The organism is Novosphingobium sp. 9U (genome assembly GCF_902506425.1).
In the GTDB taxonomy this organism is placed as follows: domain Bacteria; phylum Pseudomonadota; class Alphaproteobacteria; order Sphingomonadales; family Sphingomonadaceae; genus Novosphingobium.
This window is the reverse complement of record NZ_LR732469.1, coordinates 2152142-2174974: the sequence shown is the minus strand read 5'-3', so window position 1 is coordinate 2174974 and position 22833 is coordinate 2152142. Positions and strand designations below refer to the sequence as shown.

General features: G+C 67.2%; 22 protein-coding genes. 11 read left to right on the top strand and 11 right to left on the bottom strand.

What is annotated here, in order from left to right:
- Positions 1-76 precede the first annotated feature (76 nt).
- The 3 genes from GV044_RS10190 to GV044_RS10180 all read left to right on the top strand — a co-directional run bounded on the left by GV044_RS10190 (position 77) and on the right by GV044_RS10180 (position 4691).
- Positions 77-1498, top strand: a complete 1422-nt coding sequence (locus GV044_RS10190) for a glycosyltransferase family 39 protein (protein WP_159869006.1) — start codon at positions 77-79, stop codon at positions 1496-1498.
- A gap of 135 nt (positions 1499-1633) precedes the next feature.
- Complete coding sequence (thrS, locus tag GV044_RS10185) at positions 1634-3625, top strand: threonine--tRNA ligase (RefSeq protein WP_159869003.1); 1992 nt, start codon at positions 1634-1636, stop codon at positions 3623-3625.
- Positions 3626-4019: 394 nt separating this feature from the next.
- Positions 4020-4691 carry a spermidine synthase gene (locus GV044_RS10180; RefSeq protein ID WP_159869000.1) on the top strand — a complete coding sequence of 224 codons (672 nt, stop codon included), beginning with the start codon at positions 4020-4022 and terminating at the stop codon, positions 4689-4691.
- A gap of 122 nt (positions 4692-4813) precedes the next feature.
- Here GV044_RS10180 and GV044_RS10175 read toward each other — a convergent pair whose 3' ends face one another.
- From GV044_RS10175 to GV044_RS10140, 9 genes are all read right to left on the bottom strand, one after another.
- On the bottom strand, positions 4814-5701 hold the full coding sequence (locus GV044_RS10175; protein ID WP_159868997.1) for a bestrophin family protein: 888 nt from the start codon (positions 5699-5701) through the stop codon (positions 4814-4816).
- The gene (locus GV044_RS10170) at positions 5698-5925 is read right to left on the bottom strand and encodes a hypothetical protein (RefSeq protein ID WP_159868994.1); all 228 of its coding nucleotides are present in this window, start codon (positions 5923-5925) and stop codon (positions 5698-5700) included. The genes GV044_RS10175 and GV044_RS10170 overlap by 4 nt, the downstream gene beginning before the upstream one ends.
- 144 nt (positions 5926-6069) lie before the next feature.
- A complete protein-coding gene (locus GV044_RS22520; protein ID WP_256377254.1) occupies positions 6070-6198 on the bottom strand; it encodes a hypothetical protein in 129 nt (42 codons plus the stop codon).
- A gap of 36 nt (positions 6199-6234) precedes the next feature.
- Positions 6235-7230 carry an agmatine deiminase family protein gene (locus tag GV044_RS10165; protein WP_159868991.1) on the bottom strand — a complete coding sequence of 332 codons (996 nt, stop codon included), beginning with the start codon at positions 7228-7230 and terminating at the stop codon, positions 6235-6237.
- The gene (locus tag GV044_RS10160; protein ID WP_159868988.1) at positions 7227-7799 is read right to left on the bottom strand and encodes a gamma carbonic anhydrase family protein; all 573 of its coding nucleotides are present in this window, start codon (positions 7797-7799) and stop codon (positions 7227-7229) included. The genes GV044_RS10165 and GV044_RS10160 overlap by 4 nt, the downstream gene beginning before the upstream one ends.
- A complete protein-coding gene (locus GV044_RS10155; RefSeq protein ID WP_159868985.1) occupies positions 7796-10006 on the bottom strand; it encodes a spermidine synthase in 2211 nt (736 codons plus the stop codon). Before GV044_RS10155 ends, GV044_RS10160 begins: the two co-directional genes overlap by 4 nt.
- The gene (locus GV044_RS10150; protein ID WP_159868982.1) at positions 10003-10572 is read right to left on the bottom strand and encodes a GNAT family N-acetyltransferase; all 570 of its coding nucleotides are present in this window, start codon (positions 10570-10572) and stop codon (positions 10003-10005) included. Before GV044_RS10150 ends, GV044_RS10155 begins: the two co-directional genes overlap by 4 nt.
- Positions 10565-11560, bottom strand: a complete 996-nt coding sequence (gene hemB, locus GV044_RS10145) for a porphobilinogen synthase (protein WP_159868979.1) — start codon at positions 11558-11560, stop codon at positions 10565-10567. Before hemB ends, GV044_RS10150 begins: the two co-directional genes overlap by 8 nt.
- 31 nt (positions 11561-11591) lie before the next feature.
- Complete coding sequence (locus tag GV044_RS10140; RefSeq protein ID WP_236554843.1) at positions 11592-13262, bottom strand: M23 family metallopeptidase; 1671 nt, start codon at positions 13260-13262, stop codon at positions 11592-11594.
- Positions 13263-13523: 261 nt separating this feature from the next.
- Between GV044_RS10140 and GV044_RS10135 the strand changes: the two genes are divergently transcribed.
- The 5 genes from GV044_RS10135 to GV044_RS10115 all read left to right on the top strand — a co-directional run bounded on the left by GV044_RS10135 (position 13524) and on the right by GV044_RS10115 (position 18053).
- Positions 13524-16073, top strand: a complete 2550-nt coding sequence (locus GV044_RS10135; RefSeq protein ID WP_159868973.1) for a helicase-related protein — start codon at positions 13524-13526, stop codon at positions 16071-16073.
- Between the two features lie 35 nt (positions 16074-16108).
- Entirely contained in the window at positions 16109-16423 is a 315-nt protein-coding gene (locus GV044_RS10130; RefSeq protein ID WP_159868970.1) for an RNA-binding S4 domain-containing protein, read from the top strand.
- On the top strand, positions 16420-16758 hold the full coding sequence (gene fdxA / locus GV044_RS10125; RefSeq protein WP_159868967.1) for a ferredoxin FdxA: 339 nt from the start codon (positions 16420-16422) through the stop codon (positions 16756-16758). Before GV044_RS10130 ends, fdxA begins: the two co-directional genes overlap by 4 nt.
- A gap of 296 nt (positions 16759-17054) precedes the next feature.
- Positions 17055-17591 (top strand): CarD family transcriptional regulator, encoded by a 537-nt coding sequence (locus GV044_RS10120; protein ID WP_159868964.1) that lies wholly within the window; start codon positions 17055-17057, stop codon positions 17589-17591.
- 135 nt (positions 17592-17726) lie between these two features.
- A complete protein-coding gene (locus GV044_RS10115; protein WP_159868961.1) occupies positions 17727-18053 on the top strand; it encodes a hypothetical protein in 327 nt (108 codons plus the stop codon).
- 1 nt (position 18054) lies between these two features.
- Here GV044_RS10115 and GV044_RS10110 read toward each other — a convergent pair whose 3' ends face one another.
- Complete coding sequence (locus GV044_RS10110) at positions 18055-18999, bottom strand: L-threonylcarbamoyladenylate synthase (RefSeq protein ID WP_159868958.1); 945 nt, start codon at positions 18997-18999, stop codon at positions 18055-18057.
- 51 nt (positions 19000-19050) lie between these two features.
- Here GV044_RS10110 and GV044_RS10105 point away from each other — a divergent pair, with 51 nt between their 5' ends.
- Positions 19051-19890 (top strand): ATP-binding protein, encoded by an 840-nt coding sequence (locus GV044_RS10105; protein WP_159868955.1) that lies wholly within the window; start codon positions 19051-19053, stop codon positions 19888-19890.
- Positions 19891-19893: 3 nt separating this feature from the next.
- Here the strand turns inward: GV044_RS10105 and GV044_RS10100 are convergent, their stop codons facing one another.
- Entirely contained in the window at positions 19894-21369 is a 1476-nt protein-coding gene (locus tag GV044_RS10100) for a sorbosone dehydrogenase family protein (protein ID WP_159868952.1), read from the bottom strand.
- A 60-nt stretch (positions 21370-21429) separates the two neighbouring features.
- On the opposite strand from GV044_RS10100, the gene GV044_RS10095 reads away from it, so the two are divergent.
- The gene (locus tag GV044_RS10095; RefSeq protein ID WP_159868949.1) at positions 21430-21912 is read left to right on the top strand and encodes a GAF domain-containing protein; all 483 of its coding nucleotides are present in this window, start codon (positions 21430-21432) and stop codon (positions 21910-21912) included.
- A 154-nt stretch (positions 21913-22066) separates the two neighbouring features.
- On the top strand, positions 22067-22816 hold the full coding sequence (locus GV044_RS10090; protein ID WP_236554842.1) for a glycine zipper 2TM domain-containing protein: 750 nt from the start codon (positions 22067-22069) through the stop codon (positions 22814-22816).
- Positions 22817-22833: the final 17 nt, after the last annotated feature.

Here is a 22833-nt window from a genome sequence, read left to right as displayed (position 1 = left end):
CCATCCAGCATCAATCCGATCTTAAGCGCCGACCTCTAACTACACCGGCAACCGGAGCTGGAGGGACAAGCAACCGATGAGACCTGCGCAAGCCCCCCTGCTGGCACGCTTTGCCGACAGCCCACGTGCCTTATGGGCGATCTGGGCCGTGTTCATCGGCCTGCGTCTCCTCGTCCTGCTGATCCCCGTGGCGCCGAGTTCGGATGCCGAATGGTATATCCTGCGCGCCACTAGCCTTGCCGCGGGCCAGGGCTACCTCGACAATGCCGGCCAGCCGACCGCGTTTTGGCCGGCCGGGTGGCCGATGGCGATGTCGGTGCTGTTCCGCGTGACCGGCCCGTCGCTGCTGGCGCTCGGGCTGTTCAACCTGGCGAGCGCCGTGCTGACCGGATGGCTCGCGCTGCTGCTGGGGCGGCGGCTGTTCGCCAGCGAGGCCGCGGCGCGGTTCGGGCTGCTGCTGCTCGCGATCTATCCCAACGCGATCGCATATGTCCCACTCGGCCTGACCGAGGTGTTCTACACCGCGCTGCTGCTGCTCGGCTGCTGGCTGGTGATCGCGCGACGCCCCGGTTCCTTGGAGCTGCCGTGGCTGGTCGCGGCCGGCGTGGTGTTCGGCTTCGCCACGCTGGTCAAGGCGCAAACGCTGGTCATGGTGCCCCTGCTCTTCGCGATCGACTGGCTGCGCGTGGGAGACGTGTGGCGGCGCCTGCCCAAGCTGGTCGGCCAAGGCGCGCTGATCCTCGCCATCGCCGGGCTGACGGTGCTTCCCTGGAGCCTGCGCAACCATGCGCAGCTCGGCCACTGGGTCGCGGTCTCCACCAACGGCGGCTTCACCCTGCTGACTGGCAACAACGACACCGCCACAGGCGACTACACGCCCGACGACCCGACCGTCACCGCGCTGATGGCGCGCCAGGATCTGACCGAAGTCACCCGCGATGCCGAAGCCAAGCGGCTGGGATTGCAGTGGATCAAGGAGCACCCAGGGCGCTTCCTTGCTCTTGCGCCCAGGAAGCTCGCGCGCCTGTGGCTGCCCGATGGCGAGGCGGAATGGGCCTACCAGGCTGCGGCTCCATCCTACGCCCGTTTCGAGCTGCTGTATCGAGCGGTGCGTCTGGCAAACCAGGCCTATTATGCCCTGCTGATGCTCGGCTTTGCCGTTGCCATCGCCGTCATGACCTTGCGCCGGCGAGCAGGAGGCCAGCGCTGGGTCGGCTGGTGGCTGCTGCCCTGGGGCGTCGCCGCCTACCCTTCGCTGATCGCGGTCGTGTTCTCGGGGCAGTCGCGTTTCCACTATCCGGTCATGCCGTTCGTCTGCCTCGCCTGCGGCTGGCTCGTGGCTGATCTGCTCGCTCGCTTTCTCCAACCTCGTCATTCCCGCGAACGCGGGGATGACGAAGGAAAGAAGGTGCGCTATATGCTGGCAATGGCAAACGCCCGCTCGACTTCCGTGACCACTACCACCGGGACACCCCCGGGGCGTACGGTCGCGATCTGAACGGTCGCTGCCGCCGCCCGGGTTCGGGCGGTTGGCGTCACCTCACGAACTCTCCCCTCAGACTGGCGCCGGACCTTCCGCTTAGCGCGCCCGTGTGCCATGGCGCGCGGCAGTATCGAGAGAGACGATCCACCCATGTCCGAGATGTTCAAGATCAGCCTGCCCGACGGTTCCTCGCGCGAGATGCCGCAGGGGTCGACTCCGGCAGATGTCGCCGCGGCGATCGGGCCGGGGCTGGCCAAGGCGGCGATCGCGGCCAAGGTGGATGGCGAGCTGGTCGACCTCTCGCGGCCGTTCACCGGCGATGCCTCGCTGGCGCTGGTCACCTCTCGCGACGAGGCCGATGCGCTGGAACTCGCCCGGCATGATTTCGCTCACATCCTGGCCGAGGCGGTGCAGGCGCTGTTCCCGGGCACGCAGATCACGTTCGGGCCGTCTACGGACGATGGTTTCTACTACGACTTCGCACCCGCAGACCGCCCCTTCACCGAAGAGGACCTGCCCGCGGTCGAAGCCAAGATGCGCGAGATCATCGCCGCCAACAAGCCGCTCAAGCGCGAGGTCTGGAGCCGCGAGGATCTGATCGCGCGCTGGCAGCAGCAGGGCGAGAGCTTCAAGGCGGAGTGGGCCGCCGAGCTGCCTAAGGGTGAGGAGCTGACGGTCTACTGGTCGGGTGGCGACTGGCTCGACATGTGCCGCGGGCCACACCTGCCCTCGACCGGCAAGCTCGACCCTGCCGCGTTCAAGCTGACGCGCGTCTCGGGCGCGTACTGGCGCGGCGACCAGAAGAATGCGATGCTCAGCCGCATCTACGGCACCGGCTGGCTGAACAAGAAGCAGCTCGACGCGCACCTCACGCGGCTGGAGGAAGCCGCCAAGCGCGACCACCGCAAGCTGGGCAACGAGATGGACTTGTTCCACCTCCAGGCCGAGGCGCACGGCAGCGTGTTCTGGCATCCCAAGGGGTATCTCATCTGGCGCGAGCTGGAGGCCTACATGCGCCGCGCCATCGACGCGGCCGGCTATCGCGAGGTGAAGACCCCGCAGGTGATGGACGCGCGCCAGTGGGAGCAGTCCGGCCACTGGGGCAAGTACCGCGAGAACATGTTCGTCATTCCCGACGAGGTCCCCAATGTCGAGGATGAAGGCCCGATCGTTTCGGACGATGCGGACTGGATGGCCTTGAAGCCGATGAACTGCCCGGCGCACGTGCTGATCTTCCGCCAAGGCATCAAGTCGTACCGCGACCTGCCCTTGCGCATCTACGAGAACGGCTGCTGCCACCGCAACGAGCCGCACGGTGCGCTGCATGGTCTCATGCGCGTGCGCCAGTTCACCCAGGACGACGCGCATATCTTCTGCCGCGAGGACCAGATCGTCGCCGAAGTGCAGGCGTTCTGCGCATTGGCCGACCGGATCTACAAGGACTTCGGCTTCACCTACGCGATCAAGCTGGCGCTGCGCCCGGACAAGCGCTTCGGCACCGAGGAGATGTGGGACCAGGCCGAGGCCGAGCTGCGCGACGCGGTGGTCCAGGCCGGTCTCGCCACGCCCGAGTACGGCTGGGAGGAACTGCCCGGCGAAGGCGCGTTCTATGCGCCCAAGCTGGAATGGCACCTGACCGACGCGATCGGCCGCACCTGGCAGGTCGGCACGATCCAGTCCGACCGCGTGCTGCCCGACCGCCTCGACGCCCACTACATCGGCGAGGACGGCGAGAAGCACCGCCCGGTCATGCTCCACCGCGCGATCTTCGGCTCTTACGAGCGCTTCATCGGCATCCTGATCGAGCATTTCGCCGGCAAGCTGCCGGTCTGGCTCGCGCCGGTGCAGGCGGTGGTGGCGACGATCGTCTCGGATGCCGACGGCTATGCCGCCGAAGTCGCCGAGAAGCTCAAGGCTGCCGGGGTGCGGGTCGAGACCGACCTGCGCAACGAGAAGATCAACTACAAGGTGCGCGAGCACTCGCTCCAGAAGGTCCCGTACCTGCTGGTGGTCGGTAAGCGCGAAGCCGAGGAAGGCACCGTCGCGATCCGAACGCTGGGCGAGCAGCAGCAGAAGTTCGTCTCGGTCGACGAAGCCTTGGCGATGCTGAAGGACGCGGCGACGCCGCCGGATTTGAAGTGACGCCAACTTGGCTTCTTACGATGGCTGCAGCTGCAGCCATCGGCACGGCAACAGGCCACTCGTCGCAGGTGGCCGTGAGTGGCTGCGGCAAAGAAAGGACGATTTCTGAACCGAAGGCTGCCGCTAAGGTGGCTGTATCGCGGGGGCATACCTCGTTGATATACTTGGTCGCAGTCGATCCAGCCGTAGCCGCTGTATATCCCGGATCACGGACCTGTAATGGCATGTATGGACTTCCCAAAACAATCCAGCGCTTCTTCATGACGCGCGTAGATCCTTGGAGTTTTTCCCCTTCCAAAGCAGATCAGGAGTGCGCGTCAGCGCAGTATAAGTATGCTGTCTCATACAACCGAGCTGTTGAAGAGATAACATCGCCTTCTGAGACGTGTGCCCCATGATCCAGCGCGAACATCTGGCCACCGCGCAAGTGCCGGGCGGCGAGGAGCTGAAGCTCTACCGCCACGACCGCGATCACATGATCGTGCTGGGCCACAACGAACTGATGAGCACGCGCAAGTGGGGCTCGGAAGAGGCGCTGGCGACGATGGCGGCCGACCGCGTGCGCAATGCCAAGCAGCCGAGCTTCCTGATCGGCGGCTACGGCATGGGCTTCACCTTGCGCGCGGCGCTGAAGGTGCTGCCGGCCGACGCGCACGTCACCGTGGTCGAGCTGGTACCCGAAATCATCGAGTGGGCGCGCGGACCGATGGCGGAGTTGACCGGCGATTGCCTGGAGGATCCGCGAGTGACGCTGGTGATGTCGGACGTAGCGCCGTTCATCGCCGGCGCCCATGCGGACTACGACGCGATCCTGCTCGATGTCGACAACGGTCCGGACGGATTGGTCCGCGAGGACAACAACATCCTCTACTCGACGCCAGGCCTGCGTGCCGCCAAGCGCGCGCTGACGGCGGATGGCGTGCTGGCGATCTGGTCGGCGGGTCCCGATCCGACTTTCACGCGCCGGCTGGAGAAGTGCGACTTCGTGGTGGAAGAGGTTAAGGTCAGCTCGCGCAGCAACGGCAAGGGGCCCAAGCACGTGATCTGGTTTGCGGGGAAGCGCTAGGCCGCGACCTCGGCGGGCGGTCTTCGACAAGCTCAGACTAGGCGGTCTTAATTAAGCCGAACCCCTCCTAAATTACCTCCCCCCGCCCGGGCTGAGCTTGTCGAAGACCGCCAGCAACCCTCTCACCACAGCACGCCTTCCTTGTCCGGCTTGATCGGCTCAGGAGCATCCTGACCGATGGCCTGCAGCAGGTCGATCTCGATCGTCCGGCACATCGCATTGAGCGGCAGATCGTGCACGGTGTTGGCGAACGGGTCGACGAGGTCGTCGCCAATGGCGAGCACCGCCAGGAACATCAGCCCAGCGATCGTCGAACCCAGCGGTGTCGCGAACTGCAGCGTCTCGACCAGACCGATCGGCAGCAGCAGGCAGAACAGGTGCGTGAACAGCGTTGGCAGGAAGCGGTACTGGATGGGCAGCGGCGTGTTCTTCAGCCGCTCCATGCCGCCCTGAGCGTTGGCGATGTCGACCAGGACGGCTTCCATCTGCGTCTGCTGGATGGTGTCGATCCAGCCGTTGCGCCGCGCCTCGTCGATGCGGCGGCCGGTGCCGTCGAGGATGCCGTTGGCGGCATTGGTGCGCGCCAGGGCCAGGTCCGCGTCCCCGCGCGGCAGGAGCCGCAGCACCTCCTCGTCCGGTTTCTGACGCCGCAACTGGCAACGCAGGGCGTTCACGTAGGCGATCTGGCGCATGACGATGCGGCGCTTCATGTCCGCGGCTTCCGGGTCGGGCATGAAGTTGCGCGTGGCCCGAGCCAGGTTGCGGCTGGCGTTGATCATCAGGCCCCACAGGCCCCGACCCTCCCACCAGCGCTGGTACGCCGAATTGCTGCGGAACCCCAGGAACAACGCCAGTGCCGACCCGAAGATGGTCAGCGGCAGTTCGGGCGCGTGGAACGGCAGGAAGTAGTAGGTGATAGTGACGATCACGTCCCAGACGAACAGGACGGCCAGGGGCTTCCAGACCTCCCGGACGATCTGGTGGGCGCTGGGGGCGGCATTGACGATCATCGGGGGGCAGCGGCCTCGCCGTTGGCCATGGCGGCGGCGCTTGCGGGCGCGGCCGCGTTCGACATGGCGATGGACGTGCCGGTCGCAGGCCGGATCGCAAACCAGTCTGCCCGATCTATGGCGACCAGGAAGGTCAGGACCGCGAAGCCGAATGCCAGCAACAGCATGCGGCCGGCCAGGGTCTCGCGCATGCGCTGTTTCTCGTGAGGGTCGGTCTGGGGCATGGTCGTTCTCCTTTAACGTGCGAGAGCGCGTAAAGTGAGAGCGGCACCTTTCGGTTTAATATGCAGTTCGCATCATAGTTTTGCTGCAGCGCAGCAGCTGCATGTGCGGTGCAGCATATGCGACGAGCCGCACTGCATCATGCTTCAGAGCGACAGCGGCACCTTGGCAAGGATCAACGCCAGGGCGCAGCCGCTGACCACCAGCGTGCGCAGCACCACGGTTTCGGAGGCGGTGCGGCGCGCATGCGATGCAAGAAGGATGACTCGGGCCATGCCAGGGGACATGGCACGCGCAACCTTGTGGAACCGTTAAGATCGCTGCGGCATCTGCTGGCTGGAGCAGTGGAAAGAGCCTCCTCCGGCAAGAACCGCGTCTGCCAGAACCCCGACGGTCTCGCGATCCGGGAAAAGCGCAGCCACCGCGGCAACGCCCTCTTCGTCGTGTGCGGTACCGTAGGTCGGCACGATGACGAGCTTCGAGGTGATGGCGAAGTTCATGTAGCTCGCCGGCTCGATGCGGCCATCGCTTTCGACCCGCCCGGGCGAGGGTATTTCACGCACGATCACGCCTGCCGCTTGTGCGCGCGCCCTCGCATCGGCGTAGATCGCAGCGTTGGGATCGTCGCTGCCGGTCGCTCGCGGCAGCGCCAGCGTGTTCGGCGCCACGAAGCGGGCCAGATTGTCGACGTGGCCGTCGGTATGGTCGTTGATCAGCCCCTCGCCCAGCCAGAGCACGCGATCATAGCCGAGGTCACGGTGCAGACGCTGCTCCAGCTCCGCCTGAGAGAGATGCGGATTGCGGTTGGCATTGAGCAGGCATTGCTCGGTCGTCACGACAAGGCCGGTGCCGTCGCCGTCGATCGCGCCGCCTTCCAGGATCCAGTCTGCCGTCTCGATCTCCAGCCCGGCGCTCGTGGCCAACTCGGCGCCGATCTCCTGGTCGCCGTCCATCAAGTACTTGCCGCCCCAGCCATTAAAGCCGAAGCGCATCGCCCGCTGCGCTCCGCCGCCGCCATGGACCACCAGCGGACCGGTGTCGCGCAGCCAGACATCACCGAAGCGACGCACTTCCAGCCTTACCTTGGCCGAGCACAGCGATGCGGCCCGCGCGCGATTCGCCTCGTCCCGCACCAGCAGCCGGACTTCCTGCCCGCTTTCGGCGACGGCGCTGGCGAACGCGGCCATCTGCTCCTGCGCGCGATCGAGATAACCCGGCCACTCGACCGGATCGTGCGGGAAGCCGATCCACAGCCACTGCTGCGGGTGCCACTCGGGCGGCATCTGGAACGGAGTCACGTCTGTCATCCTGCCTGCGCAAGTGCCGCGGCGTGGAGCCGGCCGTTGACGACATACCCTTCCACCCCGGCGCGGTGGCCGGCGACCGCGGCCTCGTCGAGATCGCGGGCATACTTGGCCGGACGCCCCATCCACAGCTGGCGCGCGCCGATCGTCTTGTTGGGTGACAGCATGGCGCCGGCCGCCAGCATGCCCTCGCTCTCGACTGTGCAGCCATCCATGACGATCGCCCCCAGACCCACGAAAGCGCGGTCCTGCAGCACGCAGCCGTGGACCATCGCCAGGTGGCCGATCAGCACGTCATCGCCGATGATCGTCGGGTAGCCTTCCGGGCGGCCCGGCTTGGGGCTGTCGCAATGGACGACGCTGCCATCCTGGATGTTGGTGCGTGCGCCGATCACGATGCGGTTCACGTCCGCGCGGATCACGCAGTTGTACCAGATGCTGGCGTCGGGCCCGATCTCGACATTGCCGATGATGCGGCAGCCCGGAGCGATGAAGGCGCTGGAGTGGATCTGCGGCGTCTTGCCGTTGAAAGCAGCGATGGTCACGTCGCCGCGCTGAGTGTGATCGGTCATAGCTTCCCCATGATGGCGCCCCAACGGATGTAGGGCAGGACGGAGGCGTGGTCATCGGTCCAGGCCGCTCCTTGCGCCGGATCGAGCGCGTTCCACTCCAGCCCGCGACTATCGCCGCGCAACTGTCGCAAGCGAGCCGGATCGCGTGCGAGCACGACCCAGTTGGAGGCGACGGTCAGATCGCCCTTCGGACTGTCGCGCCGGATCATCGCCACCAGCCCGCGTTTCGCGGCGATGGCCGAGAGCACCGGTTCCAGGTCGATGAAGCGGTTGGAGATGTGGATCAGCAGCAGGCCATTGGGCGCCAGTGCGCGCTCGTACACGCCCACGGCTTCGTCGGTCAGCAGGTGCAGCGGGATCGCATCGGACGAGAAGGCGTCCACCGCCAGCACGTCGAGGCTGCGCGCCGGGGTTTTCTCCAGCTCCAGCCGGGCATCGCCCAGCACGATCCGGGCATCCGGTGCGCAAGTCTGCAGGAAGGTGAAGGTGCCATTGCGCGAATAGCGGACGATGGCGGGATCGATTTCGAAGATCGTCCAGGCCTGCCCGGGCTTGTGCCGGCAGGTCAGCGTGCCGCTGCCCAGCCCGACAATCCCCACGCGCGCGCGCGGACCGAACAGCCGCGGCGCGGCTTCGAGGGCAAGGCCTACGCCCGAGGTGTCGCCATAGTAGGTCGTCGCCTCGCGGCGGCGTGCCGGATCGAGCGACTGCTTGCCGTGCAGCGTCGTCCCGTGCGCCAGCAGGCGGGTGTGCTCCACCTGATTGTCATAGACGTTGTAGATGCCGAAGTAGCTGCGGGTCCGTTGTCCCGCGAGCGAGGCCTTGAAGGTGGTGATCCCGCCTTGCGCCAGCATCACCATGGCGAGCACCAGAATGAACGCCCAGCGCCACGGCAGCAGCAGGAGGCCCAGCCCGGTCAGCCCGATCAGCAAGAACAGTTGCACCAGTTCGCCTTCATCATCGCTCACCAGCGACAACAACTGCGCCGCCAGCGCAGAGGCGATCACCAGCAGGACGACCACCGCGATCCACGCCATGCCGCGGTCGAGCCCGCTCATCCGCCGCCAGTCCAGCTGCACCGGAAGCGGCAGCAGCATGGCGGCGGCGATGATCAGGATCGGGTGCTCCCACGCCCAATCGAACACCACTGGGGCCACCAGCGCGGTGAATGCGCCGCCCAGCGCTCCGCCTGCGGACATGACCAGGTAGAAGAAGGTCAGCTTCGACGCGCCCGGCCGCGCATCATAGAGCCGCGCATGCAAGGCGACCGAGACCTCGAACAGCAGCAGCAGCGCCGCCAGCGCCGCGGCCATCGTCCCGGCCGATGTCGACACCATCGCAAAGCTGCCCGCGAAGATCACCGCCGCCGGTGCCAGGATGGAGATGACGTGCGCGATCGCGCGCCGATCCGAGAACGCAAAGACGAAGCTCAGCAGGTAGAGCCCGAGCGGAATCACCCACAGCAGCGGCATCGCGAAGATGTCGGTGGTGAGGTGAGTCGAGGTGGACAGCAGAAGGCCTGACGGCACCGCCGACAGCGCCAGCCACAGCAGCACTCGGCGCGCGCCGATGCGCTCACCCGGCGCTTCCTCACGCTTGGCAATGGCAGTAGGCGCGGCATTCCAGCGAGAGCGGGCCGCTAGTGTCACCAAGATGAAGAGCAACCCGTAGAGAAGGCTCCAGACCAGGCTCTGGCGATGGAGGCTGAGCAGCGGCTCGGCTACGAGCGGATAGGCGAGCAGGCCGGCGAAACTGCCGATGTTGGATGCGGCATAGAGCGCCCAGGGCTCGCCGGCAGCGGGGTCTGCCGAGTACCAGCGCTGCATCAGCGGCGCCTGCGCGGACACGACCACGAACACCGGCCCCACGGTCGCAAGCAGCAGCAGGGGCACCCACAGGACCTCCCATCCGGACGTCGGCGGCGCGAGGTTCGCAAGCACGATCGGCAGCGTCAGTGCCGCCAGAGCCAGGAAGGCGAGATGCACCACGATCTGCCGCCGCTGCGGAAGCTTGGAAAGGCCGTGCGCATAGCCGTACCCTGCCAGCAGCAGCGCCTGGTACACCACCATGGCGCTATTCCACACGTTGGGCGCGCCGCCCAGCCGCGGCAGCGCCATGCGCGCCACCATCGGCTGGACCAGGAAGAGCAGGAAGCTTCCCGCCAGGATCGTCGCGACAAACAGCGGCCGCCGTGCCGAGCCGGTCATGCTGAGCGCGTGCTCCACGCTTCGGCCGTGATCGTCCAGGCGAGCTGCGCAGGCAGAACGAAGCGGCGATCCTCGTAGTCGAGGTCTTCGCGCCGACGCATGCCGAGCCGCTCCATCAGCCCCCAACTGGGCGTGTTCTCGATAACGGTATAGGCGATGACCTCGTCCGCCCCGAACTGCCGGAATGCCGCATCGAGCGCGGCGGTGGACGCCTCCTTCGCATAGCCCATGCCCCACGCGTCCTCACGCAGGCGCCAGCCGATCTCGAAGCCGCCGAAGTATGGACTACCGGGCGCATCGTCACGCTTGATGCCGCAAAAGCCGAGGACTTCTCCGGCCAGGTGCCCGCCGTCATGCTGGCGCTCGAGCAGCCAGAAGCAGTAGCCGTGCTGCTCGTGGCACGCCACGACGCGCTCCTCGGTCGCGGCCAGTGCCTCGGCATCCAGGGGCGGTCCCAGCCACCGGGTTACTGCCGGCGTATTGGCCACGGCGGCATAACGATCGATGTCGCCAGGCTTCCAATTGCGCAGCACCAGCCGATCGGTATCGATGCGGAAGTCAGCCATTCAGCAGCCGAGCGGCATGGGCTGCATGGTACGTCAGCACGCCCGAGCAGCCGGCACGCTTGAACGCCAGCAGTGTCTCCAGCACCAGAGCATCGCGATCACCCGCCCCAGCCGCGGCGGCGGCCTCGATCATCGCGTACTCGCCCGAGACCTGGTAGGCGAAGACCGGCACTTCGAACCGCTCCTTCACCCGCCGCACGATATCGAGGTAGGGCAGGCCAGGCTTCACCATCACGCTGTCGGCGCCCTCGGCCAGGTCCATCGCGACTTCGCGCAAGGCCTCCTCGCTGTTGCCCGGGTCCATCTGGTAGGTCTTCTTGTCACCCTTCAACAGCCCGCGCGAGCCGACCGCATCGCGGAACGGGCCGTAGAAGGCTGAGGCGTACTTGGCGGCATAGGCCATGATCTGGACGTTGACGTGGCTGTCGCCCTCCAGCGCGGCACGGATCGCGGCGATGCGTCCGTCCATCATGTCCGATGGTGCGATGATGTCGGCACCCGCGGCGGCCTGGTTGAGCGACTGGCCGACCAGTGCCTCCACCGTACGGTCGTTGAGGACATAGCCCGCTTCGTCGATCAGCCCGTCCTGGCCGTGGCTGGTATAGGGGTCGAGCGCCACGTCGGTCAGCACGCCCACTGCGTCACCCACGGCGTCGCGGATGGTGCGGATCGCCCGGCACATCAGGTTGTCGGGATTGAGCGCTTCCTCGCCCATCTCGCTGCGGCGCTCGGGCTGGGTGTTGGGGAACAAGGCAAGGCACGGAATGCCCAGCGCCAAGGCTTCGCGCGCGCGATCGGCGATGCCGTCCGGCGACCAGCGCGATACGCCCGGCAGGGACGAGATCGGATCCTCGACGCCGGTGCCGTCGGTGACGAACAGCGGCCAGATCAGGTCGGCCGGCGTCAGCACCGTCTCTCGGTGCATCGCGCGGCTCCAGGCGGTGGTGCGGGTGCGGCGCAGGCGGGCGTGCGGATAGGCTGCGGTCATGCCCGCCGCTTGCCGCAAATCGGCACCGGCTTCAATTGTGGTTCGGCAAGTTCCCGGCTGCGGCAAGGCTGATGGCGGTGCCCGCGTTCGGCAGCGGCTGAACAGCGTCGCGCTGGTCGGCAAGCCGATCGATCTCGCGGTCACCATGGTGCCCGGTGGCTGCGGGCGTGCTCGCGACGATGCTGCCCAGCGCGGCGCCGGGGCGGATCGCCAGGATCTGGGCCAGGCGCTGCTTGAAGGCCGAAGCCTCGCGCACATCGATCTGCGGCCGCGCCACGAAGCGCAGGCCCATCGGGTTGACGGTGCGACCGCCTTGATAAGCCTCGAAGTGCAGGTGCGGCCCGGTCGAGAGCCCGGTCGAGCCGACATAGCCGATCACCTGGCCGGCGCGGACTCGCGATCCCGGCGCTACGGCGATGCGGCTCATGTGGCCATAGCCGGTGCCGTTACCGCCGCCATGATCCAGCCGGACATAATTGCCATGGCCGCCGTGCCGTCCGGCGAACGAGACGATCCCGTCCGCCACTGCAAAGATCGGCGAGCCATAGCTGGCGCCGAAGTCGATCCCGGCGTGCATGCGGGTGAAGCCCAGGATCGGGTGGCGCCGCATCCCGTATGTCGAGGTGATATGGCCGGCGACCGGCGCGCCGATCGTGCGCGACTCGCTGGGCTGTTGCAGGCCCGCTGCCGCCACCATCTGGCCACCCGCGCCCCAGCGCAACAGCTGAAGCCGGGGCTTTCCGCCCCGCTCTAGCCCGGCATAGAGCAAGTCGCCCAGCTGCCGCTCGCCCTTGGCCGAGCGCTTGTAGGCGACGACGATATCGAATGCGTCGCCGGGCGCGAGCTCGCTCTCGAGGCTGACCTGCGAGTCGATGGCGCGCAAGTAGGACTGGATTGCCGCGATCGGTGCACCCGCATTGCGAGCCGAGCGATAGAGACTGCTGCCCACCATGCCGCGGATCCGCAGCGGCGTCGCATCGGTGGCGATCGGTCGGCGGACGAGCGCCAGCCCGCTGCCTTGCCGCGACACGGTCAGGTCGAGGTCGAAGCGTGCGCGAAAGTCGATGCTCTGCAAGACACGCGGCGCGCCGGGCTGCGGGCGCCGTCCCAGGCTGATGTCGAACTGTGTCCCGGCAGCGATGGCACTCGCCGGCATCGCGGTGCCGACCAGCTGGCCGACTTGCGCGATGTCCGCCTGCCCCACGCCGGCCCGCGCCAGCATGCGCTCGAAGCTGTCGCCTTGGCCAAGCGTTGCCACCAGCTGCAAGGTCGGTCGCTCGGGCGCGCCGTTCAGCGGGCGGATGCTCGAAGTCGCTCCCATGTGCCTCCCACTGTCCGCGCCGAGCGCCAACGGCATGATCATCTGGCTGCGGAACTCGTCGCGAACGGCGGGAAGCTCGGGCACCATGGCTGCGGCCTCGACTTGCGAGAAGTCTGGCCAGAGCGAAATGGCAGAGACGCTGAGCCCCAGCATCGTGCCCGCACCGCGCAGCCAGCGCTTGCTGCCGATGTCGCTGGCGAGATCCGGCGCAAGGTCGATGCGGGCGCACCAGTCCTCGACACGGCGACGCCAACGTACCAGCCGAGGCTCGGACTGATCGGGAGAGCCGGGCGCTTCGACGATGACCTGGTCGGCCACGAGCGCAGCGGGGCTATGCCCTCGCACCGGCGCGTCATCGAACTGATCCCGAACCCTGAACACGCCGTCTCTCGCTGAATGGCCCCACGGGCGTTCACGAGCGGATTTTGCCCCGGCAAGGTTAACATCCTGCCAAGCTTGTAGATTCGGCGGAACTAGGGCGACGAGAGGAGTGCGGTCGGCGACGAGCTGTTTGATTCTGTTGCGCAGTCGTGGATCGACGCTGCCCAGCCACCCCTTGTTAGGAGATGTGTTTACTTTCCCCAAGCACGACATCGCACGCGCCTTGTGCGTGCGGTCCGGCGGTGCCACATTTCACCTGCGATGGCCGACCTTCGAACCGCTGGCGCCCGCGATGCGGGATCGAGCCGCATCCGTGCCGTTCTCGGCCCGACCAACACGGGCAAGACTCATCTCGCCATAGAGCGTCTGTGCGCACATTCGAGCGGCGCGATCGGCTTCCCCCTGCGATTGCTGGCCCGCGAGGTCTACGACCGGGTTTGCGCCATCAAAGGACCCAACCAGGTCGCGCTGATCACCGGCGAAGAGCGGATCGAGCCCAAGGACGCCCGCTGGCTGCTCTGCACGGCCGAAGCCATGCCGGTCGTGCAGGACCGTCTTGCATTCGTCGCCATCGACGAAGCCCAGCTATCCGCCGATCGCGAGCGCGGCCATGTGTTCACCGATCGGCTGCTGCATGCGCGTGGCCGCGAGGAGACGATGATCCTGGGCTCCTCCACCCTGGAGCCGATGGTCAAGGCCTTGATCCCGCGAGTGGAAGTGGAGACCCGGCCCCGCTTCTCCACCTTGCGCCATGCCGGCGCGCGCAAGCTCAGCCGGATCCCGCCGCGCAGTGCGATCGTGGCGTTCTCCGCCGAGCAGGTCTACGCCACCGCCGAGATGCTGCGGCGGTTTCGCGGCGGCGCAGCCGTGGTGATGGGGGCGCTGAGCCCGCAGACACGCAACGCCCAAGTCGAGCTCTACCAGTCTGGCGAGGTCGATTACCTGGTGGCCACCGACGCCATCGGCATGGGCCTCAACCTCGATGTCGAGCATGTCGCCTTCGCCGGCCTGTCCAAGTTCGACGGCTTGCGCCAACGCCGGCTGACCACAGCCGAGATGGCGCAGATCGCCGGGCGCGCGGGGCGTCACCAGAAGGACGGCACCTTCGGCACCCTCGCGGGCGGCAACCATGCGTCCGAGTTCTCCGACGAGGAAGTTTATGCGATCGAGGAGCACCGCTTTCCGCCGCTGACCAAGCTGTTCTGGCGCGAACCGGAGCCACGCTTCGATAGCCTGGGCACGCTGATCGTCGACCTGGAGGCCCCCCCGCGCACCCCCGAGCTTGCCGCTGCGCCCGAGGCGATCGACCTCGCCGTGCTCAAGCTGCTGGCCGATGACGCACAAGTCGCGGCGAGCGTGCGCACGCCGGGCATGGTCCGCCGCTTCTGGGAAGTGTGCCGCCTGCCCGACTTCCGCAGCCAGGGTCCGGAAATGCACGCCCGCTTTGTTTCGCGCCTCTGGCAGGATCTGCGCGATGGCGAGCTCGGTGCCGACTACATGGCGCAGCAGATCGCGCAGCTGGACGTGACCGGCGGCGACATCGACACGCTGCAGGGCCGCATCGCCGCGATCCGCACCTGGGCCTACATCGCGCAGCGGCCCGACTGGGTGCTCGCCCGCGACGAAATGGCGGCCCGCGCCCGCGCGGTCGAGGCGCGGCTGTCCGACGCACTGCACGGCAAGCTGACCGAGCGCTTCATCAACCGGCGCACGGCGGTGCTGATGCGCAAGCTCGGCACCGACGCGGGGCTTTTGTCCGTTCGCCTGGAAGATGAGGAAGTGCTGGTGGAGGGAGAACACATCGGATCGCTGCGCGGGTTCACCTTCCAGGTCGATCCGAACGCCCGCTTGTCCGACCGCAAGCTGCTGCTGGCCGCTGCGGAGCGTCACTTGCCCGGATTGCTGGAGCGCCGCGCGGCCGATCTGGTCGCAGCCGTGCACCAGGGCGCTGCCGGGCTGAAGCTGGAGGCAGGCGGCGTCACTCTCGATGGCGAGCGCATCGCCCGCCTGGCGCCAGGCCGCTCGCCACTGACGCCGCAACTGCAGCTGGAGCGCACTTTGGACATGGTGCCTGCGCCCGCGCGCAAGGAGTTGCTGGCGGTGCTGGAGCAGTGGCTTGCGGCATCGCTCGCGCCGCTGGAACCGTTGCGCCGCATCGCCGAGGCGAGCCGCAGCAGCGAAGCGGGCCCGGAACTTCGCGCACTGCTGATCGCGCTGGTCGATACTGGCGGCATGGTCGATCGCGCCGGGTCTGGGCTGGAGCACCTCGACAAGGACCAGCGCGTCCGCTTGTCGCGGCTGGCCGTGAAGGTCGGCACGCTCGACATCTTCGTGCCCGCCATGCTGCGCCCCGATGCGATAAGGCTATGGCGCGCGCTGGTGCCGGACAAACAAGCGCCTGCCTCCGAGTCGCACTCGGCTACAGACACGATGCCCCCCGCTCTACCGATGCCGCGCGGTGGGGCGCCGCGCGGCTATCGGCCGGTCGGCAAGCAGCTGGTCCGGCTCGATCTGGCGGAGAAACTGTTGCGCGAAGCCCACCAGGTCCGCAGCCTGACCGGCCGGCGCCCCTTCGTGCTCGATGCCGCAAAGGCGATCTCGATGGGCCTGACGCTCGCGACGTTCGAGCGGTTGCTGCGCCTTGCCGGGTTCCAGCCGATCGGCGCGCGCGTGCTTGGGCCCGAGATGCACGGACCGGTGGCGCCGACGCGCTGGCGCTGGCGCCCGACCCGCCCATCGCGCGAGGCGCCGAGCGCTCCGGCGCCATCGCGCAACAGTGCCTTTGCCGCGCTGTCGGACCTCGTGCGCTGAGCCGGCCCGTGCATGCAGAGCGGCCTGGCGGCGCCATGAGGATCGACAAGGTCCTATGGTACTTGCGCCTGGCGAAGAGCAGATCGATCGCGCAAGCCATGGCGCAAGAGGGTCACATCCGTCTCAATGGCCGCCGCATCGAGCGCGCGCACCAGCCGATCGTGGTCGGCGACGTGCTCACGCTGGCGGTTGGCAGCGAGGTTCGGGTGCTGGAACTGCTGGCCATTCCCGTGCGCCGCGGCCCTGCACCCGAAGCACGGTCGCACTATAGAGTGCTTGACGGCACTGCCGTTGATCCCATAGCAGCCGCCGCAACCAGTGCGTTCCAAGAGGGGTTTCCGCAGCCATGACTTATGTCGTCACCGACGCCTGCATCCGCTGCAAGTACATGGATTGCGTGGAAGTCTGCCCGGTCGATTGCTTCTATGAGGGCGAGAACATGCTCGTCATCAACCCCAGCGAGTGCATCGACTGCGGCGTCTGCGAGCCTGAGTGCCCCGCCGAAGCGATCCTGCCCGACACCGAGAGTGGCCTGGAGCAGTGGATGGAGCTGAACGCCAAGTACTCGGCGGAATGGCCCAACCTGACCTCGAAGAAGGATTCGCCCGAGGACGCGGACGAGTTCAAGGCGGTCGAGGGCAAGTTCGAGAAGTTCTTCTCGCCCGAGCCAGGCGAAGGCGACTGAGCGCCGGCGGCCGCGTACCCTTGCGGGGTAAGCGGCCCAATCGTCAGCGTGGGTACGCGGCGGGTTGAGCCACGCAAAGTGGCTTCAGCTCTGGCAATTTTGTGACAGCGGTGCTATATACGGGGCAACTGCCGGGGCGTCCTGCCCATACGGCAGTCGTTTTCGTATGAGGCAGGGTTCAGCAGCACACGGTTGAGATCGCGATCTGACCGGCGGCGAGACCTTGTCTTTGCAGGGTCTCAATTGGGTCGCACCATCTTCACCATCGGCGGGACCTGCAGGTGAAAGGACGTTACATGGCAACCAACGCCAATGCCTTCGATGTTGGAGATTACGTCGTCTATCCCAAGCACGGTGTCGGCCGGGTCATCGAGCTTCAGAAACAGGAAATCGCTGGCATGCAGCTCGAGCTGTACGTCCTGCGGTTCGAGAAGGAGCGCATGACGCTCCGCGTGCCCGTCAACAAGATCGAATCGATCGGCATGCGCAAGCTGTCGTCGGACAAGACGCTGCGTGAAGCGCTCGATACCCTCACGGGCAAGCCGAAGGTTAAGCGCACCATGTGGTCGCGCCGCGCGCAGGAGTACGAGGCCAAGATCAACTCGGGCGATCTCGTCTCGATCGCGGAAGTCACTCGCGACCTATTCCGCGCCGACGACCAGCCGGAGCAGAGCTACTCGGAACGGCAGATCTTTGAGGCCGCCTCCTCGCGCCTGGCGCGCGAGCTGGCCGCGATGGAGAAGACCGACGAGCCGGCAGCGCTCAAGAAGATCCTGGCGATCCTCAACGAGCATGCACCCAAGTACTACGACACGCCGGAGACCGCTGCCTGATCCAACCGGATCGGGCAAAGTGGCGCCGGTTGAAGGAGCCGCCCCCGCAAGGGAGCGGCTCTTTTGCGTTGTGAGGCTTCGGCACCATCGCGTTGTTCATTGCCTCGCAAGCGCGCGCGTGGCAGCGGTGGTGGGATGAAGCGCCCTGCCCTCCTGCTCGCTCCTGTGGCCATGCTTGCCTTGTCCGGCTGCCTGGCGCGAACCGCTGTCGGTGTGGTGACCGCCCCGGTCCGCGTCGCCTCCAAGGCCGTGGACTGGACCACCACCAGCCAGTCGGAAGCCGACGAGAAGCGCGGGCGCGAGATACGCCGGCGCGAGGCTCAGGTTGGCAAGCTCCAGCGCAGCTACGACAAGCACCGCCGCCAATGCGACGATGGCGACCAGAATGCCTGCGGCATCGCGCGCCAGGAGTACGACCAGATCCAGGATCTGCTGCCCGGATTGCCGCGCGAGCCGCGCTGATTCACGCCGCGGCGCGGCGCAGACGGTCGTTGATCGCGCTGCCCACACCCAGCTCAGGTATCGGCGCGACCGCAATCCGCGGTTGAGGCGCTGCCGCCGCCTCGTGCAGCAGAGCGTAGAGCCGCGACGCGGCTTCATCGAGGTCACCGCCCGCCGACAGGCTGGCGTGACCGGCGACCGAGCCGAAGCCGATCCAGAATTCGTCTGGCTCTGCCGTCAGGGCGGCCAAGCGCACGGGCTTACCAGGCGCGTAGTGGCTGGCGAGCTGCCCTGGCGCTTCGATGCCGTGGCCACTCGTCGCAAGCGAAGGCGTGCCGAGTACCGCGACGATGTGAGCTTCGGTGATCGGCCCCGGCCTCAGGATCTGCCAGCCATCCGGCCGCAGCGCCACGATCGTTGACTCGACGCCCGCCGTGCAAGGTCCGGCATCGAGTATAAGGTCGACCGCAGCGCCGAGCGAAGCCGCGACATGCTGAGCCGTGGTGGGGCTTACGCCACCGCTGCGGTTGGCAGAGGGCGCGGCGATCGGGACGCCAGCCACCTCCAGCACCGCCCGCATGACCGGATGCGCGGGGCAGCGCAGCGCGACAGTCGGCAAGCCTGCCGTCACTGCGCTCGCGAGCCCCGCCGCTTCGCGCAAAGGCAGCACCATCGTCAGCGGGCCCGGCCAGAACGCCGCCGCGAGCGCTCTTGCGCGATCGTCGAACTCGGCCAGGCCCTCGGCCTGCTGCAAGCCACCCACATGCACGATGAGCGGATTGAAGCTCGGCCGCCCTTTGGCGCGGTAGATGGCGGCCACGCTCGCATCGCGGTCGGCCCGTGCCCCCAGGCCGTAGACCGTCTCAGTCGGCAACGCTGCCAAGCCGCCATCGCGCAAGTGCTGCGCGGCGCGGCGGATTCCGTCAGGGTCGGCGGCGATGACAGGGGATCGGCTGGCCGGCGTCATGGCTCGCCGCTATAGGCGCACCGGTCTGCTTGCCAAGGAAAAGTGCCGCACATGCCCACCCAAGCTCCCGACATCAGCACCCTTCTCGATCGTATCGCCGGTGCTCTGGAGCGGCTTGCACCGCCGCCCTCACCCGCGGTCGATTGGCTCTGCGCCCCTGCCTACGTCTGGTCGGCCAGCGGTGTACGCCCGATCGCGCGACTGGAGGCTCCGGCGCTCGATCTGCTGCAAGGCATCGACAACCAGAAAGCCCGCGTGGTCACCAACGTGCAGCGCCTCGCGGCTGGCCACGCGGCACATGACATGCTGCTGTGGGGGTCGCGCGGCATGGGTAAGTCCGCCTTGCTGCGAGCCGCGATCCGCGAAGCACAGATCGACGCACCCGGCGCAATCGCCTTGGTTCAGGTGGGTCAGGACGCGCTTGCGGGCGTTTCTGAACTCTTCGCCGACCTGGGCCGCGAGAACCGGCGCTTCCTAGTTTTCATCGACGATCTCGGCTTTGAGGAAGGCGACCTGTCCGGCCCTCGCCTGCTACGCTCCTGGCTTGAAGGCGGCGTCGAAGCCCGCCCGGCGAACGTCCGCCTGGCCGTCACCGCCAACCGCAGGGCGATCGTCTCGCGCTCAATGACCGAGCAGGACGACCCCATCAATGCGCGCGACGCCGTGGACGACAAGCTCGCGCTCGCCGATCGCTTCGGCTTGTCGATCGGCTTCCACAACTGCAGCCAGGACGATTACCTGGCCATCATCGGCGGCTACGCCAGCGCACTCGGCCTGGCATGGGACGCCGCCGACGCGCTGGAGTGGGCACAGCGGCGCGGCGCACGTTCGGGCCGAGTGGCCTGGCAGTACATCGCCGAGCTGGCCGGGCGCGCCGGCGTCGCGCTCTGAGGCTCAGGGCAGCAGGCGGTCGGGCCCGGCTTTGAAGTTCGCCTGCGATCCGCGCGGCTGCGTGGGATCGACCAGTTCCTTCGACGGCTCCATGTGCTTGGTGACAACCGCGCGAGGGCCCGCGGAGGGAGCAGCTCCCGGCGCGATCACACGCCAGATCACGCCGCCGGTGTCATCGCTGACCAGCAGCCCGCCCGCCTTGTCGAAGGCGAGCCACACCGGTCGCCCATGCGCCTTGTCGCCGCCCTTCTCGAGGAAGCCGGTCAGCACCTCAAGAGGCTTGCCGCGCGGATTGCCATTGGCGTCGAACGGCACGAAGACCACGTCGTAACCGGACGGCGGCTTGCGGTTCCACGAACCATGGCGAGCGACGAATGCGCCGTTCTCGAACTTGTCCCCCAGCCGATTGCCGGCACCAGCGAACTTGAGCCCCAGCACGGCGGTATGCGCGCCCATCGCATACTCGGGCTTGCGGGTGTATTCGAGCATGTAGGTGTCCATCGGCCAGGTCACGCGCTCGTCGAACTTGTCCTTCCAGTAGACCCACGGCCAACCGTACTGCGCGCCCACCGGCACGTTGGTGAGGTAGTCCGGCACCAGATCGGGGCCGAGCATGTCGCGCTCCTGCACCACCGCCCACATCTCGGCGGTCGAAGGGTTCCAGTCCATGCCATTCGGGTTGCGCATGCCTGCCGCGTACTGGCGGCGGCGGCCGGTCGCAGTGTCGATCTCCCAGATCGCCGCACGCCCGGTTTCGGCCTCCATGCCGTTGTCGGCGATATTCGTGGCCGAACCGACAGCCGCGTACAGGTGTGCGCCATCGGGACTCAGCAGCAGGTTGCGCATCCAGTGGTTGCCCCCGCCCGGCAGCTCCATCAGCTGCTTCGGCTTGCCGACCAGCTTGGTCTCGCCCGGAGTGAAGGCGAACTCCAGCACGGCGTTGTGGTTGGCGATGTAGAGCTTGCCGTTGCCGTAAGCCATGCCGGAGGGAGAGTGCATGTCGGCCTGGCGGAACACCGAGCGCGTCTCCGCCTTGCCGTCACCGGCGGCATCGCGCAGCAGTACGATCGTGTCGGGAGACGGATCCGCCGCACCGACGCGGCCCATGAACAGCTTCATGAAAAATCCGGTGATGCCGCCCTGACGCCCGCTCGCCGGCGCATTGGTGAGTGCCGCCAGCACGTCTCCATTGGGCAGCGTCAGCAGCGTGCGCGGGTGATCCAGGCCGCTGGCAAAGCGGCTGACGACGAGGCCTTGCACGGCTTGCGGCGCCAGATCGTCTCCCCAGCCCGAGGGCTTGGCCAGGCTGACGCTCGGCAGCGTCTGCGCAGCGGGCTCGACCAGGACCGGATCGACGCCGGTTGTCGCGGCCGGGTCCCGGTCCGAGCGATGGGCGAAGTTGAGGTAGGCGAAGAGTGCCGCCACCAGGAGGACGATGACGACCAGAACGATGAGCGCCGTGCGCTGCCAGCTTTTCATGCCATCGAGATAGTCCGGCGCGCCCTAGGCGACAACCGCCGAGCGGGCTATGTCGCGCGGATGTTCGACATCGCTCCCGACACCGACCTTCCGAAGCCCCTCGCCTATGCCGCATTGGCCCGTTCCGCCGCCGCACTGGTGGAAGGAGAGCGTGATCCGGTCGCCAACATGGCCAACTTGGCTGCGCTGATCTGGATGTCGGTTCCCCGACTGAACTGGGCCGGCTTCTACCGCGCCGTGGATGGCGAGCTGGTGCTGGGGCCCTTCATCGGCAAGCCGGCCTGCATCCGCATCCCCATCGGTCAGGGCGTGTGTGGCACCGCGGCAGCCGGCGGAGCGACTCAGCTGGTGCAGGATGTACACGCCTTCCCAGGGCACATCGCCTGCGATGCCGAAAGCCGCTCCGAACTGGTGGTGCCGGTCATGGTCCATGGGCAGGTCAGAGCCGTGATCGACCTCGACAGTCCCGAACTCGCTCGCTTCGACGAGGAAGACGCAGCGGGGATCGAGCTCGTCGCCCGCGTTGCGGCGACATTCCTTTAGCGCTTCCCCTTTTAGCGCTGGGCTTTGCGCCTGCTCCAAATCGGCACAGACCTGCAATGAGCAGGCCATAGCCTTGGTCTACAACGAGCTAAGATGCTAAATTTCGCGTTAATGCCGAATGACCCGGCACCCGACGAACGCGAAAGGACTGCGCATGGCGCTCGCTTATCCTCTGTCACGCATGCTGACGGCCGCAGCGATGCTGGCGGTTGGCACCTCACCTGCGTTCGCCGACTCGCATCGCGATCAGCCCTCGGGCTGGCACAACGGCAGCTGGTATGGCGAGGCGCCGCCGCCCGAAGCCTCGGCCCCGCCCTACCCCGACCCTCGCCGGCCTGATTATCGCGCGCCGAACTACGATCCCAGGGCCCGCGACGCGTGGCTCGCCGATTGCCGCCAGCGTGTCTCCGCGCGCGACGATGGCCTGGGTGGTGCCGTGATCGGCGGCGTCGTTGGGGGAGTCGCCGGCAACCGGATCGCCGGGCGCGGCAATCGCACCGTGGGTACGGTCGCCGGAGCGGCTGTCGGTGCCGTGGCTGGCGCGGCGATCGACCGTGCCGAGGATCGAGGGCGCGCGCGCGACGAGTGCGAAGCCTATCTCGACGACTACTATGCCCGCTACACCGCCAGCTATCCGCAGCCGGGCTATGGCGGCTACGCCTACCCTGGCTACGCGCCGGCTTATGCTCCCGGCTATGCTTATACCGGCGGATGCTGCAACGGCGCACCGGTCATGATGGTCCCCGTGCAGGCGGCGCCGCAGTGCACCGAAACAGTCGAATACGTTTACGAAGATGTGCCGGTCCGTCCGCGCGCTCGTCGCTACGTTCGCGACAAGCGCGTGAAGATCGTACCGGACAAGCGCGTCAAGATCGTTCCCGACAAGCGGGTCATGATCAAGTAACGTTACTAATCACATTA